Source organism: Methylotenera oryzisoli (assembly GCF_004661485.1).
GTDB classification, from domain to species: Bacteria; Pseudomonadota; Gammaproteobacteria; order Burkholderiales; family Methylophilaceae; genus Methylotenera; species Methylotenera oryzisoli.
This window is the reverse complement of record NZ_PQVH01000002.1, coordinates 123,093-142,499: the sequence shown is the minus strand read 5'-3', so window position 1 is coordinate 142,499 and position 19,407 is coordinate 123,093. Positions and strand designations below refer to the sequence as shown.

14 protein-coding genes are annotated in these 19,407 nt (G+C 44.4%); 11 read left to right on the top strand and 3 right to left on the bottom strand.

The features are described 5' to 3' along the window. Positions 1-20: 20 nt before the first annotated feature. Together C3Y98_RS01520 and C3Y98_RS01515 are read left to right on the top strand one after the other, a co-directional pair. A complete protein-coding gene (locus tag C3Y98_RS01520; protein ID WP_135276375.1) occupies positions 21-1,532 on the top strand; it encodes a PAS domain-containing sensor histidine kinase in 1,512 nt (503 codons plus the stop codon). After that, positions 1,529-2,146 carry a response regulator transcription factor gene (locus C3Y98_RS01515; protein WP_135276374.1) on the top strand — a complete coding sequence of 206 codons (618 nt, stop codon included), beginning with the start codon at positions 1,529-1,531 and terminating at the stop codon, positions 2,144-2,146. The genes C3Y98_RS01520 and C3Y98_RS01515 overlap by 4 nt, the downstream gene beginning before the upstream one ends. A gap of 60 nt (positions 2,147-2,206) precedes the next feature. Here the strand turns inward: C3Y98_RS01515 and C3Y98_RS01510 are convergent, their stop codons facing one another. Then, on the bottom strand, positions 2,207-4,477 hold the full coding sequence (locus tag C3Y98_RS01510) for an EAL domain-containing protein (RefSeq protein WP_245234283.1): 2,271 nt from the start codon (positions 4,475-4,477) through the stop codon (positions 2,207-2,209). A 905-nt stretch (positions 4,478-5,382) separates the two neighbouring features. On the opposite strand from C3Y98_RS01510, the gene C3Y98_RS01505 reads away from it, so the two are divergent. From C3Y98_RS01505 to C3Y98_RS01480, 6 genes are all read left to right on the top strand, one after another. After that, positions 5,383-5,979: a nitroreductase family protein gene (locus C3Y98_RS01505; RefSeq protein ID WP_135276372.1), complete on the top strand. Its 597-nt coding sequence runs from the start codon at positions 5,383-5,385 to the stop codon at positions 5,977-5,979. 64 nt (positions 5,980-6,043) lie between these two features. Then, positions 6,044-6,490 carry a universal stress protein gene (locus C3Y98_RS01500; protein ID WP_135276371.1) on the top strand — a complete coding sequence of 149 codons (447 nt, stop codon included), beginning with the start codon at positions 6,044-6,046 and terminating at the stop codon, positions 6,488-6,490. A gap of 30 nt (positions 6,491-6,520) precedes the next feature. Continuing rightward, positions 6,521-6,970, top strand: a complete 450-nt coding sequence (locus tag C3Y98_RS01495) for a CBS domain-containing protein (protein WP_135276370.1) — start codon at positions 6,521-6,523, stop codon at positions 6,968-6,970. Between the two features lie 145 nt (positions 6,971-7,115). Then, positions 7,116-8,690, top strand: coding sequence for a peptide chain release factor 3 (locus C3Y98_RS01490; RefSeq protein WP_135276369.1), 1,575 nt, complete (start codon positions 7,116-7,118; stop codon positions 8,688-8,690). Positions 8,691-8,796: 106 nt separating this feature from the next. Next, the gene (locus tag C3Y98_RS01485; protein ID WP_135276368.1) at positions 8,797-9,198 is read left to right on the top strand and encodes a YchJ family protein; all 402 of its coding nucleotides are present in this window, start codon (positions 8,797-8,799) and stop codon (positions 9,196-9,198) included. Between the two features lie 201 nt (positions 9,199-9,399). Continuing rightward, positions 9,400-9,945, top strand: a complete 546-nt coding sequence (locus C3Y98_RS01480; RefSeq protein WP_135276367.1) for a hypothetical protein — start codon at positions 9,400-9,402, stop codon at positions 9,943-9,945. A gap of 59 nt (positions 9,946-10,004) precedes the next feature. Here C3Y98_RS01480 and C3Y98_RS01475 read toward each other — a convergent pair whose 3' ends face one another. Both C3Y98_RS01475 and C3Y98_RS01470 read right to left on the bottom strand, forming a co-directional pair. Next, positions 10,005-10,568, bottom strand: coding sequence for a hypothetical protein (locus C3Y98_RS01475; RefSeq protein WP_209308720.1), 564 nt, complete (start codon positions 10,566-10,568; stop codon positions 10,005-10,007). Positions 10,569-10,634: 66 nt separating this feature from the next. Then, positions 10,635-12,539, bottom strand: a complete 1,905-nt coding sequence (locus C3Y98_RS01470; protein ID WP_135276365.1) for an ATP-binding cassette domain-containing protein — start codon at positions 12,537-12,539, stop codon at positions 10,635-10,637. Between the two features lie 283 nt (positions 12,540-12,822). On the opposite strand from C3Y98_RS01470, the gene C3Y98_RS01465 reads away from it, so the two are divergent. The 3 genes from C3Y98_RS01465 (at position 12,823) to tldD (ending at position 19,368) form a co-directional block, all read left to right on the top strand. Then, positions 12,823-16,749, top strand: a complete 3,927-nt coding sequence (locus tag C3Y98_RS01465; RefSeq protein ID WP_135276364.1) for a YhdP family protein — start codon at positions 12,823-12,825, stop codon at positions 16,747-16,749. Between the two features lie 58 nt (positions 16,750-16,807). After that, positions 16,808-17,689 carry a carbon-nitrogen hydrolase family protein gene (locus C3Y98_RS01460; RefSeq protein ID WP_135276363.1) on the top strand — a complete coding sequence of 294 codons (882 nt, stop codon included), beginning with the start codon at positions 16,808-16,810 and terminating at the stop codon, positions 17,687-17,689. 203 nt (positions 17,690-17,892) lie between these two features. Beyond that, positions 17,893-19,368 (top strand): metalloprotease TldD, encoded by a 1,476-nt coding sequence (tldD, locus tag C3Y98_RS01455; RefSeq protein WP_135276362.1) that lies wholly within the window; start codon positions 17,893-17,895, stop codon positions 19,366-19,368. The last annotated feature ends 39 nt before the right edge of the window (positions 19,369-19,407 follow it).

Below are 19,407 nucleotides of genomic sequence, written 5' to 3'. Positions count from 1 at the left end.
GTCTTGTTAAAGGACTTTTCTTGGCCTATCCATTACAAAGTTTAAGTTTTCAAACACTGTTTGATGCAGTTGCAGATGCCATGTTGCTCATTAGCGACACTGGCAAAGTTACAGAGGCAAACACGGCCGCACTCTCCCTACTAGGCTACACAGCCCAGGAGATTATTGGCCTCCCAGTTGAAGCACTCGTCCCCCAGCGCTATCAAGCGCAGCACATTAAACACCGAACAAAATTCGCAAAAAATCCAGAAAAGCGGCCGATGGGTAGTGGCAACGAGCTTGCTGTTCTAACGAAAGAAGGCAAAGAGCTAGAAGTCGACATTGGCCTGAGTCCGATCAGCTATCAAGAAAAGCCCTATACATTAGTCACCTTTTATACGGTGGCTAAGCGCAAAAGCGTAGAACAAGCCTTACGGATTAGTGAAGAAAGCTTAAGGCTGGCAAAAAAAGCAGCAGGTCTCGTTGTGTTTGATTTTGATGCTGACCTTAAAATGCGTGATGCAAATAAACAGTTACTCACATATTGGGGAGCAGAACCAGATCAGACCGAACAAAACACAGAAAAAAACAGTAGCACTGTTTTACCTCAGATTCACCCAGATGACAGCGCGATTAGAGCATCTGCCCTCCGTCATGCGACAGACCCGTTAGGTAATGGTGAGCTTAAAGTGGAGTACCGCATTATTAACCCGACTACTGGTGATTTGCGTTGGATATCAGCCACAGGACGCGCCCACTTTAGAGATGGGCGTGCGACTAGGCTATTAGGCGTAGTAAGAGATATTACTGAGCAAAAAATAATAGAAAAAAAACTACAAGACCAACATGCTGAAACCGAAACACTTTTCGCTAAAGAAGTAGCCACACAAACTGCATCAGCCATTGCACATGAAATCAACCAGCCACTAACTGCCATTTCAGCTTACAGCGAAGTGGCATTACACGCATTAAAACAAAAGGTCATAGACTCAGCCAGTCTCAAACGCGCACTTGAAGGCTGTGTAGCACAAGCACAGCGTGCAGGTAGTAGCCTGCATGAGCTACTTTCGTTTCTGCATAAAGGCGAGATGACTCGGGAGCAGTTAGATATTAACAATGTGGTCAAAGAGGCGCTCGTGGTCGCAAAAAGTTATGGTTACTCTGATTTTCATCCTGTACTACAATTAGAAAACAATATAAGGCTCGTGCTCGGCAACAAAACACAAGTGCTCAAGATAATTGTCAACCTGCTTAGAAACGCTGTAGAAGCAATGCGCGAGGCAGAAATAGCACCCTCTGAAATCAGCATTACCGTACGGACTAATGCAAATATCAACATGGCGCACGTGTCGGTGCAGGATGTGGGGCCAGGTCTCAACCATGAAGTTGCAAAACATATTTTTGAGCCATTTTTCACTACTAAATCCAAAGGCATTGGCATGGGGCTTGCCATTAGCCGATCCTTAGCAGAGGCAAATGGCGGGCAGCTCTGGTTAGATCCTGATTTCAAATTAGGCGCAACCTTTCACTTCACACTTCCATTCTCACCATGAAAACTACTCCTCCTACCGTTTATATTATTGATGACGAACATGCGATTCGTGACTCATTAGCCCTCATGATTGCGCAAGAGAATATTCCTGTCATGGCATTTGAAAGTGCACAGGCATTTTTAGAGGTTTGCCCGCAGGAGTGTTCCGGCTGTGCAATTATTGATTATAGAATGCCAGAAATGGATGGGCTCGAACTGCAGGCTGAGTTAGCTAAACGTGACATCACGCTACCCATTATCTTTTTAACAGGCCATGGCAATATTCCTACCAGCGTTAAAGCGGTGAAAGCTGGTGCGATTGATTTTTTAACCAAGCCGGTACGACGTGAAAAACTCATCAGCGTGGTGGTTGCCGCCATGATGGAATCAGAAAAGATACTCGCAGAAAATGCCAGTTACAAAGAGGCGGTAAAATGTATAGCAAGCCTGACCGAGCGAGAATACGATGTCATGCTACTAGCGATTCAAGGCTACCATAACAAAGACATTGCACGTCAGCTTGGCATTAGTCACCGCACTGTAGAAATCCACAAGTCAAATATCATGCATAAAACCGGTGCTAGCCATGTGCTAGATTTAGCACGCATCGCCCACAAAAGTGGTTTAAAAGAATAAGCTTTTATTGCAACCCGGCGGCTAAATAGCAGCCATTTTCTAGCACGTAAACTTAAGAAGTTAAGCCGCTAGGGTAAGTAGAGGATTATTTAGGCTACATTCTGCCCCCTCTGCCAGTATTAACTCAAACTCATTTATTGGTAGAGGTTTACTAAAATAATACCCTTGATAATGATCACAACCATAATTCCGCAGGAAAGCAAGCTGTGCGTCAGTTTCCACCCCTTCAGCAATAATGTCTAGGTTCAACGCACGCGCCATCGCAATAATCGTCAGTATAATTGTCCGATCACTACCATCACTCGACATATCGTTTATAAAAGACTGATCAATCTTAAGTTGTGAGAGTGGTAGTTTTTTTAGATATTGCAATGATGAATAACCCGTACCAAAATCATCTAATGAAAAGCGAATCTTCATGGCATTCAGCTCACTCATTTTAGTAATGATGTCATTAATGTTATCGACCAACATGCTTTCGGTAAGCTCAATCTTAAGCATAGATGGATTGATGTGATGGCGCGCGATAGATTGACGCACTTGCTCCACGAAATTGACTTGATTGAACTGTTTTGCACTAACGTTAACAGCCAGCTCAATATGACTGGTGAATGATTTTTTTTGCCAAAGCGCCAGTTGAGCACAGGCTGTATCTAGCACCCACGCTCCTATCGGTATGATGAGTCCGGTTTCTTCAGCCAAAGGAATAAAGTGGGCTGGCGAGATCATGCCACGCTCCGGATGTCTCCAACGAATCAATGCCTCAGCGCCTACTGGGAGGCCTGTACTGTCAACTTGAACTTGATAATGCAACTGGAACTGCTTTTCATTCAGTGCTTTGCGCAAATCTCTTTCTAGTGCTACCCGGCTGTTAATCGTGTCTTGCATTACTGGATCAAAAAATCTAACCATATTCCGGCCAGCCTTTTTGGCTTGATACATTGCAATATCTGCCTGTTTCAGCAAGTCCTCTTCCGTCTGTGTTTGACTATCCAACATCGCCACACCAATACTGAGCGTACTGATATATTCATTACCATTCAGCAGATAAGGCTGATTGAGTATATTTAACAATTTTTCCCCAACCACTTCAGTTTGACCGGCAGCCTCAATAATGTCCTCATTAAGCTCGTCCAGTAACACAACAAACTCGTCCCCACCGATTCGCGCAACGGTATCGCCTTCCCGTATGGCACTCTTCAGCCGGCTTGCCACCTGTTGCAACAGCATGTCGCCAATATGATGACCTTGCGTGTCATTGAGCGTTTTAAAGTAATCTAGATCAAGAAACAATAGCGCGCTTTTACGCCCGAAACGTTTACTAGCGGTGACAGCCTTGGATAATCTATCCACAAAATAGCGTCTGTTAGGCAATGTGGTAAGCGGATCATAAAAAGCCAACAGGTGATTCTTCTCATCCACCGCCTTACGCTGGGTAATATCGGTACGAATGGAAATGTAACTTTCAGGTTTACCATTGTCATTCATAAAGGGGACGATTGTCGTATCCATCCAATACAACTGCCCGTCTTTCGTGCGATTGCATATTTCGTTATGCCACGTCTCGCCTTTGGCGATAATACGGTACATTTCCTTAAAGAAACCTTTAGGATGCTGACCAGAATTCATGATGGAATGATTCTGACCAATTAACTCATCTTGGGCATAACCGCTAATTTCACAGAACTTAGCATTAGCATATTGAATGCGCCCCTGAGTATCAGTGACGACTACATGGGCATGCTTATCTAATGCAAATTTCTGATACTTGAGTTCCGTTAGTGCAGACTTCCAGTACTCCTCTGCCCGCTGACGTAGAGAAACCTCTTTACGTAAACCCTTATGTGTCTTCAAGAAAATAGACACCCCAAGTAGCAAACTGACCAACATGATAATTTCAGAAGCCAAGCCACTGAGACTGGCATACTTTTGCTGCTGCTGAGAAGACTTCTGTAGTCCGCTATCAAATTCACGCAATCGTTCAATCATGACGGCATATAACTGGTTAATTTCACCATCAGACACTATCGATATAGTAGGGCCTAATAAGTTTAGCCCCCCCTTATTGATCAACGACTTATTAGACTCATGAATAAATGTTTCTAAAGCAGTACGTACCTCCACTACTTGCTTCTGCTGAGCTGGATTATCAGCAGTAATCTTTTGCATCTGGATGAGGTTATCTAACATACGCTCAAGTGTATTATCCACCGCTTTTGCAACGCCTTCATTGCCTGGCAGCAGGCGAGACTTAAAACTATCATTTTGGATAATTGGTATCGTTTGAATATTTTTTGATAGATTCAGTAAGGTATACGTTCGCTTTAGCATTGCGCTATCGGCTTTACTTTTATTGATGCTATGCACCATTGCTACGATTGAGATACACACTAGCGCTAGTGGCAATAAAGTGCTGCTCTTAAAATTAATTATTTTGTGCATCGTTTATTAAAACCTTTCAAACTCCATCACTCATTATTTAATACTGTTCCAGCTTTATCGAAACACTCTCTAACTTCACTACTGCCTATTAGTCAACCAGTGACTTGCCATTACCGCCTGCGCGATGCTACATGCTGTTTATTTCAATAAAATGAATGAATTAGCTTTTTTATGAATACTTTTGGCAAATAAAAAAAAGGCGTCTGATAACAAACCAACTCCCGATCCATCAGAAATTAATTCAATTATCAAGACACCTTTGCCTTGTGCTACCTATAAATACGAGCCAGCGTTGACTCTAAACTTAAACTTTATCTCACAGTATTCTTAAATCATCAGCCTTTTGTTCGCCTTATATACAATTACCTAACATCCTGATTAACTCACTTAACAAAAAGATAATTTTTCAGAATTTAAAAATATAAAAGCAATCAACATGCCAACCTTAAACATGCCAATGATTACAACGAATTTATTCAAAAAGCCTCAATATCGATAGGGAATATCTGTCATTGAATAGGTCTTGAATGCACACCCTGTATGCGCCTACATTATCTAAAGCACCAAAAAAGTGCGGTCTATGACCGCGCAGTAACGCCCAATATCTGCATTTCAAGTTTTCAATTTCCACTATCACCTAGAGCGGGATATCAACAGACAATCTGGAGTGGCACGATTTATTCTGTTGATTTATACGTGCTCGCGCGGATTACTTAATGAATTTATTCTTGGTAGTGTGTTAGAACAAAAGCTAAAACAAAAAATATCCGAATGATTATTGGGAGTATGTAGAGATGGCAGTGCTCGAAGTGGAAATGAGCCTTTACGAAGCCATATTAGCTAGGCGTTCCGTACGTAGCTACTCAACACAAAAGCTAGATAAGGAAACGATTCCTAGCTTACTGGAAGCAGCTATACGTGCGCCTACGGCCATGCATGGAGAGCCTTGGGCTTTTGTCATCATACAAGACAAGAAAATACTGAAAGAACTCTCTGATCAGGCCAAAACCATGTTAATGACCAGCACATACTCGGACCAACAGCAGCCATCAGTTAAGTTCTTTGAGCAATTAATTAATCAGGATTTTAATATTTTCTACAACGCAGGCACGCTCATCTTAATTTGCAGTAACACCAATTTAACGGCGTCTGAAGCGGACTGCTGGTTAGCAGCTGAAAACCTGATTTTGGCAGCATGTGCCATGGGCTTGGGCACATGCATTATTGGCTGCGCTTCCCCTATTTTAAATTTAGCTGAGGTCAAAACCAAGCTAGGCATTTCTAGTGAATTTACAGTGGTTGCACCGATTATTGTTGGCTACCCCAGCGACACGCCAGTACGCAGCTCACGTAAGCATCCAAGAGTTTTGGCAAATATTCAAACTAACTAAATGCATAGAATGTTGTTACCAAGTTAGGCCATGAATAATAGTAATGGAGAGGATGTAAATAAAAATGTACAAACAAATTCTCTGCCCGATAGATGGAAGCAACACTTCAAACTGTGGCATGACAGAAGCGATTAACCTTGCCAAAATCCATCATGCAAAGCTTAGGTTCTTACATGTGGTTGACACCTATTTCCCCATTTTAGATGCTAATGGAGACCTTAATGTCTTGTACCTCGCCGACATTCAACGTAGCCAAGGCGAGAAAATACTCAAAGCCGCTGAAGATAACGCGCTTCAATCTGGCGTATCTGCCGATAGAAAAATCGCAGAAAGCATAGGCGATCGGGTCTCAACACTGATTATTAAGCAAGCAGAAGAATGGCCCGCAGATTTAATCGTCATGGGCACGCACGGCTTACGCGGGTTTGCACGTTTTATGATGGGAAGTGACGCTGATGCGGTTGTGAAACAAAGTCATGTACCCGTGCTTTTGGTTAAAACGCATAGTTAAAATAATCTTTAACAAAAAAAGGAAACCATCATGTCAATAAGCACAATTTGTAATCACGAAGTGGTGACAGTTAGAGCTGATGCCACCGTTTTTGAAGCAGCCAAATTAATGCGTAATCACCATGTTGGCGATGTTGTGGTGGTCAAAGAAAGTCAAGAGCAAACCATACCATTAGGCATCGTCACAGACCGCGATTTAGTCATAGAGGTTGTAGCAACTGAATTGGATTGTAAAGTCATTACGGTAAGTGACATTATGGTCAGGCATTTATCGGTAGTCACAGAAAGTGCTGGGGTATTTGAAACGATTAAAATGATGACCTCAAAAGGTGTCCGGAGACTACCTGTTGTGGACAAACATGGCATGCTTACTGGCATTGTAACGCTAGATGATTTATTAATACTGCTCTCCAACGAGATTGGCTCATTAACCAAACTAGTGACGCGCGAACTTAAAAATGAAGCGTCATCAAGACGTTAATACCATGGTTGATTTTGAGCTAACCATCTCAAATATAAACCATGCGTCATCAACTGACAGCAAAGCCTGCTCAGCCGATACCCGTTTTTACGAGTTAAGCCATATTTCAGGTAAAATAGCGCTTTTAAATCAAATCCATTAAAACATGTCATCGCTTCAAGACGAAATCTCCCGCCGCCGTACTTTTGCTATTATTTCTCACCCCGATGCTGGTAAAACCACACTGACCGAAAAACTGCTTTGGTTCGGTGGTGCAATTCAGGTCGCTGGTGAGGTACGTGGCCGTAAAGCAGCACGTCATGCGACATCAGACTGGATGGAGTTAGAGAAACAACGCGGCATTTCCGTCACGTCGTCTGTCATGCAGTTCCCTTACCGCGAGCACATGATTAACCTGCTGGACACCCCGGGCCATGATGACTTTTCGGAAGATACTTACCGCACATTAACCGCTGTAGACTCTGCAGTGATGGTGATTGACTCTGTAAACGGCGTGGAAGCGCAAACCATTAAACTGTTAAACGTGTGCCGTATGCGCGACACACCTATTATCACATTCATTAATAAACTAGACCGTGAAAGCCGCCCGCCCATTGAGTTGCTGGATGAAATTGAAACCACACTAGGCATGGAATGTGCGCCAATGACCTGGCCGATCGGCATGGGTAAAACTTTCCGCGGTGTGTACCATCTGTATAACGATGAAATCTCATTCTTTGACCCGCGTGCAGAAAAAGGCACCTCAGAAACCATCAAAGGTTTGGATAACCCACGCGTTGATGAGCTATTAGGCCGTCAAGCCGAGGAACTGCGTATTGATATTGAGTTGGTGCGTGGTGCATCCCATGAGTTTGATAAAGAGCGCTATCTAAACGGTAAACAAACACCAGTATTTTTTGGCTCTGCAATTAACAACTTTGGCGTGCAGTCATTGCTGGATGCTGTGGTAGATTTATCTCCGCCGCCACAATCTCGTAACACGGCAAGCCGCCCTGTAGAGGCTAATGAAGGTAAGTTTTCAGGCTTTGTGTTCAAAATTCAAGCGAATATGGACCCGAAACACCGTGACCGTATCGCGTTCTTGCGTGTATGTTCTGGCCGTTTTGAACGTGGCATGAAAGTGAAGCAAGTGGCCACCGGCAAAACCTTGAGCGTGAACAACGCCATCACCTTTATGGCACAAGACCGTACCACCATGGATGAAGCTTACTCTGGCGACATTATTGGTATTCCGAACCACGGCACTGTGAAATTGGGCGATACATTCTCTGAAGGCGAGAACCTTAAATTTACTGGGATTCCATCATTTGCACCTGAGTTTTTCCGCCGTGCGCGCATTAAAAACCCAATGAAAATGAAGCAACTGCAAATTGGCCTAAAGCAGTTGGCAGAAGAAGGTGCCGCACAACTGTTCCGTCCTCTACTTTCTAACGATCTGATTTTAGGTGCGGTTGGTATGCTGCAGTTTGAGGTGGTCGCCCATCGTCTGGAGCATGAATATAGCGTGGATATGGTGTTTGAGCCATACGACTGCTACACCGCACGCTGGTTACGTGGCTCTGATGCCGATTTGAAGGCCATTGCAGATAAATACGGCTTTAACGTGGCATTAGATGGTGCCGATGATTATGTGTACTTGGCGCCTAACCGCGTTAATCTGCAAATGGCACAAGAACGTTATCCAGATATTCAATTTTTAGAAACACGTGAAATTGCCTAACTTTAGCCTCAAGACAGCCTGACAATAATGAGGTGATGCATCAAGCATCATCTCATCTCAGGCAGAGGCCAATTAGCCTTGAGGCTATCCTAGAAAGCATACAATCATGACACCGTGCCCATGCGATAGTGGCAAACCATATCATTTATGCTGCGAGATTTACCACCTAGGCACGCCGGCCCCCACTGCGGAAGCGCTCATGCGTTCACGTTACAGCGCCTATGCGCTTGCAAGCAGCAAGCCTGATTTAAAAGATTACCTGCTACGCACTTGGCACTCGAACTCCAGACCACAAGACCTGAATTTAGAAGGTCAAGAGGCAATCAAATGGTTAGGCTTGCAGGTGAAGCAGTATCAAAATATAGATGCAGACAATGCAACGGTCGAGTTCGTTGCGCGTTATAAGTATGCCAACAATTTGGGTGGAAAAGCAGAAAAACTACAGGAAACCAGCCGTTTTAAACGAGTTGATCATTGCTGGTTTTATCTGGATGGCGATTACCAGTAGTCAACGCAAATGCGCGATGTTTGGCAGTCACTACTTAACTAAGCAGCACGCAATCTAAATGACAACCGTTTTAATTCACACAATCGTCATTAATGTGAAATAAAAACATCACCTTAACTTCACATTCACACACTAAGATGCACCTCATTACGCGCTTACCCCATTGTATGTCGATGGCGGCGCTCACATGAGATCAACATCATGGTGTATGAAAAATCCACGCGTGGTTTTAACGAGTTTGCCAGCAATCAACGCACATTGAGTGTGCGCGAACGCCAAGTGTTATTACTGGTGAATGGCGTACGCAATCTGGATGATCTGAACAAGTTTTTTAAGCAGGACCAACTGCTAGACACGATTAAAAAGCTGGAGTCCGAAGGTTATATCCAACGCCCACGGGGTCAGCAAGCCATATCAGCCGCCACACAAACATCTCCAATCACAATCTCTTTACTCGAAACGACAGATCAAGTAACGCCAATCTGCCCGACGAAGCTCGCTACAGTGAAAAGCATACTGATTGAAGCCACCGATGACTATCTGGGCATGATGGGGCGCGGCATTAAAACTAAAATTGAAAGCTGCGAGAATGAAACCAGCTTAAGGCAGTGCATTTCAAGCTGGCATATGGCAATGCGCGAATCTAAACTTGGGCGTGAATCCGCCAGTTTTTTAATGGAGCAGATTCACCAAACTCTAGAAGGCAATATCATCGATACGATAAGCAGCGCGCAACCCCAGCATTAATATGACAGAGGCACGCTGCTTATAAGGCACTGTGAGTCAGCGCGCTCATTGCACGATAATCAGGCGCCTTCAAATGCCTCACATAATTGGCTTAGCAACTGACCAAAGATTGGCAACACATCTTCCACACCATGCGGGCTATCATCGTCCGTACCAGCGACAACCAATGCAATCACCAACTTATCGACATTTTCTCTAAATTGCGTCCAGTGCTCTACTTCTGCATCGGCAATTAACTGAAACTTATTAAGCCCAGATTCCACAATCTCAACCAGTTCTGCATCAGGCAAGCCTGCAAACAACGTTTTCGCAATGGTAATTTGCGCGGTTGAAAAATCAGGTTTTATATCTTCCTGCACGAGTGGCGCTGTAAAGAATGCATAACTTAGTAACGCAAACGCTTGATATACGCTCAGCATATCAAAATTGTCACTGCGCTCAGCTAAAGGTGAACGGTCAGCAGATTGAATCGCCTTAAATGTCACATAGCAGCTCAAGTAATCGGCTGCGTTCAATGCATCGTATTCATCTAAATTAGTATTAGGTGTTTCGTCATCGCGATGCGTTGCCGCCAAGCACAATGCATGCATCAGCTTTAAGCGTTGTGAATACGTCATTTCCATTTGGGGTCCTTATTAATCTTAAACAAAATAAACTGCCATTTAAACTGATAATTAATCATACTGCTGTTAATCAAGTGCAGGTATTGCCTCTAGCATTTCATGCAACACCAACCATCGCTCTTCTGCGGTTTCTAACTGCTGAGTTAAAGCCGCTTGCTTTTTCAACAAAGCTTGCAAAGCAGACTTATCGGCACTGGTGTAAAGCTCGCTATCATTCAACTGCTCATCACACACTTTTTTATCTGCCTGCCACTGTGCCATATTGCGCTCAATTTGCTCAAGCTCTTTCAGCAATGGGCGGCGCTCAGCAATTCTGGCCTGACGCTCCGCTTTATTCAGCGCACGGTCATTTTTATTAGGTTTATCAGTGGCAACCGCCTGCGTGGCTTGCTTTTCTTTTAGGCGCTGCTCATTTAACCATTGACTGTAATCTTCTAAATCACCATCAAATGGCGCCGCTTTGCCATCTGCAACTAAAACAAACTCATCGCATGTCGCACGTAACAAAGCACGATCATGCGACACAAGTATCACACCACCTTCAAAATCCTGTAAGGCAAGCGTGAGTGCGTGGCGCATTTCAAGGTCTAAATGGTTGGTCGGCTCATCGAGCAATAGTAAGTTCGGGCGAGTCCAAATCAATAAAGCCAATGCTAGTCGTGACTTTTCACCACCAGAAAAATTAGCGCAAGGTGACCTTGCCATATCGCCTTTAAAGTCAAAACCGCCTAAATAGTTAAGGTGCTCCTGCTCGCGCGTAAGCGGGTCTAATTTCATCATGTGCTGTAACGGTGAGTCATCCGGGCGTAATTGCTCCAGCTGATGCTGTGCAAAATAACCAATATTCAGGTCTTTGCCTTCTACCCGCTTGCCGCTTAACGGCGCCAGTTCATGGGCCAATAGTTTAATCAGTGTGGTTTTACCTGCGCCGTTTTTACCTAGCAAGCCAATACGTTCACCTGGCCTGATGGCTAATTCAATATTGCTGATTAAAGGCTTATCGTGATAACCGACACTCATACCATCCAGCACGAGCAAAGGATCTGGCGCAGCAATCGGTGCTCTAAACTCAAACCCAAACTGTGAGTCCACATGTGCAGCAGATATCATCTCCATACGTTCAAGTGCTTTAATGCGGCTTTGTGCCTGACGTGCCTTAGTAGCCTGCACACGGAAACGGTCAATATAACTTTGTAAATGAGCAACCTTACGCTGCTGCTTCTCAAACATGGCTTGCTGCAATGCAAGCTTCTCCGCACGTTGGCGCTCGAAATCTGAGTATCCGCCACGGTACAGGGTCAGTGTTTGCTGCTCAATATGCGCAATGTGATTCACAATCGCATCTAAAAAATCCCTATCGTGAGAGATAAGCAATAAAGTACCACGATAGCTCTGCAACCAGCCTTCCAGCCAAATCACCGCATCCAGATCCAAGTGGTTAGTAGGCTCATCCAGTAATAGCAAGTCTGAGCGGCACATTAATGCACGCGCTAAATTCAAGCGCACACGCCAGCCACCAGAAAACGTAGATACGGGCTGCTGAAGCGCAGCTTGGCTAAAGCCCAAACCATTGAGCAGTTCAGAAGCTCGCGCTCTTGCGCTGTAGCCCTCAATATCGGTAAGGCGTTGATGCAACTCTGCAATCAGCTCACCTTGATGGTTAGCCTCTGCGGCAACTAAAGCGGCCTCAATTTCACGCAACTCAACATCGCCATCCAGCACAAACTCAATGGCAGGCATGGCTAACGCAGGAGTCTCCTGCGCAACATGCGCCACCACCCAACTTGCTGGCATTTCCAAATCGCCCTGCTCAGGATGCACTTCGCCGCGCAACATAGCAAATAGAGAAGACTTACCAGCGCCATTGGCACCAGTCAAACCAACTTTATGGCCTGGGTGCAGTTGCATGGATGCACCTTGAATTAAAATTTTAAGGCCGCGTGTTAATGTAAGTTGTTTAAATTGAATCAAGTGATAACCAATGAATTAAATTGAGCCCCACCGGTCAACATGCGGTTGGCTTAATGTATGTATTTAAGGTAGCGAAAATGTGACTATTAATAATCGCTAACCGACTAAACCCGTTATTCTAAATGATTAACGTGCATAGTCTTAAACACTCTTTTATTTTTAAGCTAGATTTGTATCAATTTACCTAGTTTTACAACTGCATGGCCTTGAATATCAATTAATACTGTCAATATTCAAGTAAAATGTGCGGTCTAAACATTTAACAATAAAACCCACATAATCAATGGTTAAAAAATCTCTACTTTGGGTTTATCGAGCGCTACTTTGGCTAGTTGGCATTTCAGCCGTGATTGTGACGGCTATCGCACTCACGATTCATTTCTGGCTGATGCCAAATATCGGCCAGCATAAAGATGAAATCGCCGGTTTTGCAAGTAAGTCTGCCAAGCAAAAAGTCACTATCGGCGATATCAAAGCTGACTGGCAAGGAATCAATCCGCACTTACTGCTGAATAAGATTGATATCTTTGACACAGAAAACCGCATCGCTCTACAGTTAAAAACCATTGATGTTCGTTTGTCTTGGTTAAGCGTACCATTACTAGAGCCACATTTAGCCGAGCTCATTATTCGCGAGCCAGCACTCACGGTACGCCGCACCGCCAATGGCGAAATCTTTGTGGCAGGCATCAGCATGGCTGGGGAGTCCAACCCTGACCTAACCAACTGGTTATTAAGGCAGAATAAATTAGCCATCACTAATGCAAAAGTATTATGGCTGGACGAACTTAAACGCGCACCAGAGCTAAGCCTAAACCAACTAAATGTAGAAGTGCTCAGCCCGCCGTGGAGAAGTTTAGTCCGAAACCATAGTTTCACGGCAAATGCATTGCCATCGACTGGTAGCCGCCACCCGCTGCAAGTCAGCGGCAGTTTTTATGGTAGCGATGTCCGCCAAACCCAAAACTGGCATGGCAACTTACACTTAGAACTCAAGAATGCAGACCTAGCCGCTTACAAAGCCTGGGTAGATTACCCGGTTGACCTTAAGTCTGGCATCGGTAGCACCAATGTTGATATTGATTTCTCACATCATCAGGTGCAATCCATCAATAGCCATGTTGCACTAGAAAACATCCAGCTACAAACTAAGCATCATCTTGCACCACTGGTACTAGACAAGTTATCAGGGAATATTATTTGGAAAAATCTAAGCAAAAACCAGCTACTCGGCACTCCTGCCAAATTTGGTCAGTCGCTAAGCGTGAGTGAGCTCAACGCCAGCGCAATGAATGGCCTCAACCTGAAAGATGTAAAAGCCAACTACACACAAACCATTGACGGTAAACAAGATTTTAATTTAGCCATGCCTAACTTGGGTCTGACTAACATTCAGACAAGCTTGTCGCAATTACCACTCCCTGAACAGCTCATTGCGCCTATCAGCGCGATTAATCCGCAAGGCGAGCTGACAGACCTGAATGTGATATGGCAGGCTCAAAACAACATCACCAAAAGTTACCAAGTAACGACCAAATTTAACCGCTTGACCACCAACGCTTACCAACAAATACCAGGCTTTAGCAATTTATCCGGTGAGTTTAAGGCAAATCAAAAATCAGGATCCTTGTTACTAGATAGCAAACAAGCACACGTGGATGCAAAAGACACATTACGCTGGCCTATCCCTTTCGATACACTGGAGGGAAAAATCACATGGAACATCAACCCCAATAACACCAAAATTGACGTTAACGCACTGACGGTGAGCAGTCCGCATTTATCAGGCACGCTAAATGCAAGCTATCTGATGGATGGTAAAAAAGGTGGTTACTTGGATTTAAAGGGTAAGTTCAATAACGGCAATGCTAAATATGCTAAATTTTATTACCCTAATATGCTGGGTGAAGCCACGATCAACTGGTTAGATACTTCAATTCTAGAGGGCAAGGCTAACGATATTAATGTAACCGTTAAAGGCAGGTTAGCAGACTTCCCGTTTGTAGATAGTAAAAACCACCCAGACCCAAAACTGGGGATATTCCGAGTTACCGCCAAGGTGAGCGATGCGCTTTTAGAATACGGGACAGACTGGCCCGTGATTGAAAAACTAGGCCTGGACCTGCTGTTTGAAGGCAACCGCATGGAACTCAATACACATAGCGGACATATATTTGGCAACCAAATTATTAAGAGTAAAACCACCATCGCACAACTGGATGCTGACTATCCTATTCTCAATGTACAATCCGAGCTACAAGGCCCGGTGAGCGAAGGCATTGTTTTTGTAAATAAAAGCCCGGTACACACGCTTACAGAAGGCTTTACCGATACACTTAAAACCAGCGGCACAGGCAAACTTGGCTTAGGCTTAAGTATCCCGCTTGCGGACATAGATGCATCTAAATATAAAGGCATTTACCAAATTACCAACGGCAAAATGGAAAGTGAAGACATTCCGACACTGACGCAAATTAACGGTAACTTGGAATTCACAGAAGCGAGCCTGAGCGCTAAAAACATGAAGGCTTACGCCTTTGGCTCCCCGCTTGCATTTAATTTAAGCTCAGGGAAAGACAAGTCCGTACGTGTACAGGTAAGAGGCAGACTGAGCGACAGTAGCGTCAAACAGATGCTAACTGACCACTCATTGGCAAAAGCTAATGATTACATCAGCGGCGGCACCGAATGGTTAGGCGATATATTGATTCAAAAGCCGCGTGTCAGCATAGGCATTCGCTCTGATTTAGTCGGCATCACCTCAGCCTTACCTGCACCATTTGATAAAAATGCCAACCAGCCACTCAGCTTACGTGTTGATAAAAAAATAGACACAAACACCAGCTATATTTTTGTCAATATTGGCAATAAAGCTGGCGCTAAAATCACCAGTATTTTAAAAGATGGTAAGTTTGAGCTGAATAATGCCAACATTCAGCTTGGCAGCGACATTAAAGTAGAGCCTGCCGTGAGCAACGACTCTGGTAGAGCGGCTGGCATTGCTTTAAACGGTAACCTAGATTATCTCAATGCAGATGCATGGCGTTATGTTGCGAAGAATCTCGCAGACTCATCCAGTCAGTCAATGAAGCTGCCAATTCAAAAAGTAGCAGTCACGATTAAAGCGCTCGATATTTTCAACCGACGTCTTAATCAGGTAAACATTACCGAACTGAACAACGAGGATAACTTACGCATTACACTGCAAAGCAAAGAGATTACGGGCAACTTACAATGGATTGATCAAAAAAATGGTAAGTTAATTGCACGATTAAGTAACTTTACGATTCCAGAAGCGGCGCCAGACCAACTATCATCTGCCAGCAATACGACGGACAATAAAAACTTAAAACAATTTACCAAGTTAGCGCAGGATTATCCTGCGCTAGATATTACCGCGGATAACTTTGTGTTTCAGAAAAAAAATCTGGGTAGTTTAGAGTTGATTGCTTACCCTCAGAATGACAACTGGGATATTCAAAAAATCAAGTTCAGCACACCAGAAGGCACCATTAATGCAGAAGGACAGTGGAATAACTGGGTAAGAAACGCTAACACCTCACTTAATGTGCGCTGGGACATTAAAGATTTGGGCCAAACGCTAGCGCGACTTGGCTATGCAGAAACGATTATGGACGGAGAAGGCAAACTCACTGGACAACTACGTTGGCCAGGCAGCCCACATCAATTTGACACTACCCGCCTGAGTGGTGAGCTGAAATTTGATGTGCGTAAAGGCCAGATTTTACAAGTGCAGCCAGGCGTAGGCCGATTACTAGGCTTGCTCAGCTTGCAAAGTTTACCACGGCGCCTGACGTTAGATTTTAGAGACTTGTTTAGCAATGGCTTTGCTTTTGACAAAATCAATGCAACCGTTAAAATTGACCAAGGCATGATGCGAAGCGACAACTTTAAAATGGCTGGTCCGGCTGCGGATGTGCGCATTAAAGGTGAAATCAGTATCCCCAAAGAAACACAACATCTTTTTGTTAACGTTTCGCCAAGGATTAGTGATAGCATTTCGCTTGCTGCATTGGCTGGTGGGCCACTAGTAGGGGCCGTCGCATTTTTAGCTCAAAAGGTATTGAAAGACCCTTTAAATAAAATTGCATCAACTGATTATGAAATCATTGGCACTTGGGACAACCCACAGGAAGTGAAGCCTGAAGATGAGTCGAAAAAGAGTCAGAGCAACCCGCTCATTAATTAGTTAATAAACAAGCCAGCCCATCGGCTTTAAGAAGAATTTAAAACTATTTGGATATTACATGGCTATCACCTCTCGCGTTACAACAACCAAAGCAAAACTCAGCAGTCAAAATGCCGCTAAAGGCATTATCAAAATGGCAGCGATTCAAATGGCATCAGGCCCTCATGTCAGCGCCAATTTGAGCGAGGCTGAGCGTCTTATTGAAATTGCCGCTAACCAAGGTGCCAAATTAATTGTACTGCCTGAGTACTTTGCCATCATGGGTTTAAAAGAGTCTGACAAAGTCACTGCGCGTGAAGAAGAAGGCAAAGGCCCAATTCAAGACTTTTTAAGCAAAACTGCAAAAAAACATAAAATCTGGTTGATTGGCGGCTCTGTGCCTTTAGTCAGCAATGTGCCGAATAAAGTACGTAATAGCTGTTTGGTGTTTGACGACAAAGGCAAGCAAGTGGCGCGCTACGATAAAATCCATCTGTTTGGTCTAAAACTAGGCAATGAGCATTACACTGAAGAAAAAACGATTGAAGCTGGCGATACGGTCAAAGTGATTGACAGCCCATTTGGCAAAATTGGCCTATCGATTTGCTACGACCTGCGTTTCCCTGAGTTATATAGAGCCATGGGTGAAGTAAATATCATTGTGGTACCTTCCGCATTCACCGACACCACAGGTAAAGCTCACTGGGAAAGCTTAATCCGCGCACGCGCAATTGAAAACTTAAGCTATGTCATTGCGCCAGCACAAGGTGGCTACCATATATCAGGCCGCGAAACGCACGGTAACAGCATGATTGTCGATCCATGGGGTGTAGTGCTGGATAGATTACCGCGTGGTTCAGGTGTGGTCATGGCTACCATGAACCCAACCTATCAAGAAAGTTTAAGAAAAAGTTTACCTGCACTGAAACATCGCACTATTAAGGTTGTCGGACAACAATAGCGCTAAGTATCAAGCTGACCCGTTACGTTACAAATGAATATCGCTTGTAACGTAACGCTAGGGATTAAAATAACTAGCGTCATGTAACACCCTGCCCCAATTGTGATGATGGCCGCATGGTGCATATCCATTAGCTAACAAACCTAATAGCTTATTGCCATATAAGCTCAAGTATTTACCGAGTTCTTTTTGAAAAGAAACCCATGAAAACGCAAGAAACACAACCAAACGCCCAGTTAACTAAAGGCTCGCATTTCGATGCCGCAACAGAGGCGCTACTTGCACCGGCTAATCTGGATGTAGCGAAACTGCAAAACGTGCTCGCCGATATGATGTCTCATCAAATCGACTATGCCGACTTGTACTTTCAATATAGCCGTAGCGAAAGCTGGGGGCTGGAAGAAGGCCAGGTTAAATCGGGTAATTTCTCCATAGACCAGGGCGTAGGTGTGCGTGCGGTAAGTGGTGAAAAAACTGCTTTTGCTTATTCGGATGATATTAATTTAAAAGCCTTGGTAGAGGCAGCGAAGGCCACTAAATCCATTTCTAGCTTGGGTAATGAGCAAACCGCCAGCGCTATCATCAAGCCACAAACTCCACAGTTATATTTACCGCAAGACCCGATTGCATCGCTCTCGGCAGATGCAAAAGTAAAACTATTAGAACATTTGGAGTCAATCGCAAGAAAACTAGACCCACGCATCACACAAGTCACTGCATCTATTGCCGGCGAATATGAAGTAGTGATGGTGGCTCGCCATGATGGTGTGATGGCGGCAGATATTCGTCCATTAGTCCGTGTAGGTATTAACGTGATTGCCGAAAGCAATGGCCGTCGTGAACAAGGCTCTGCTGGTGGTGGTGGCCGTTTTGATTACAGCTACTTTACCGATGAAATCTTGCATGAGTATGCACAAAAAGCTGTGCATCAGGCACTGGTTAACTTAGAGGCGCGCCCTGCCCCCGCTGGCAGCATGACGGTAGTTTTAGGCGCTGGCTGGCCTGGCATTTTGTTGCATGAGGCGATAGGTCACGGTTTAGAAGGCGACTTTAATCGCAAAGGCAGTTCTGCATTTAGTAATATGATTGGGCAGCAAGTAGCTGCCAAAGGCATCACCATTGTGGATGATGGCACGATTGCGGATCGCCGCGGCTCCCTCAGCGTAGATGATGAAGGCAACCCTACCAATAAAACCGTATTGATTGAAGACGGCATCTTGCGTGGCTATATTCAAGACACGCTCAATGCACGCCTGATGAATATGCCATTAACAGGCAATGCACGCCGCGAAAGTTACGCGCATGTACCAATGCCTCGTATGACTAACACCTATATGCTCAATGGCACACTACCACCTGAGGAAATCATCAAATCAGTTAAAAAAGGTTTATACGCAGCCAACTTTGGTGGCGGCCAAGTTGACATCACTAGCGGCAAATTTGTATTTAGTGCCGCAGAAGCTTATATGATTGAAGATGGCAAAATCACCTACCCAGTGAAAGGCGCAACCTTGATTGGCAATGGCCCAGAAGTGTTAAAAAGAGTATCGATGATCGGTAATGATATGGCCTTGGATTCAGGGGTTGGCACTTGTGGCAAAGAGGGGCAAAGCGTACCGGTTGGTGTTGGACAGCCAACCCTGAAAATTGACGGCTTAACGGTCGGCGGTACTGCCTAAATTAACGCAGATTTTATAACGGTTACCCGCTAACAGCCG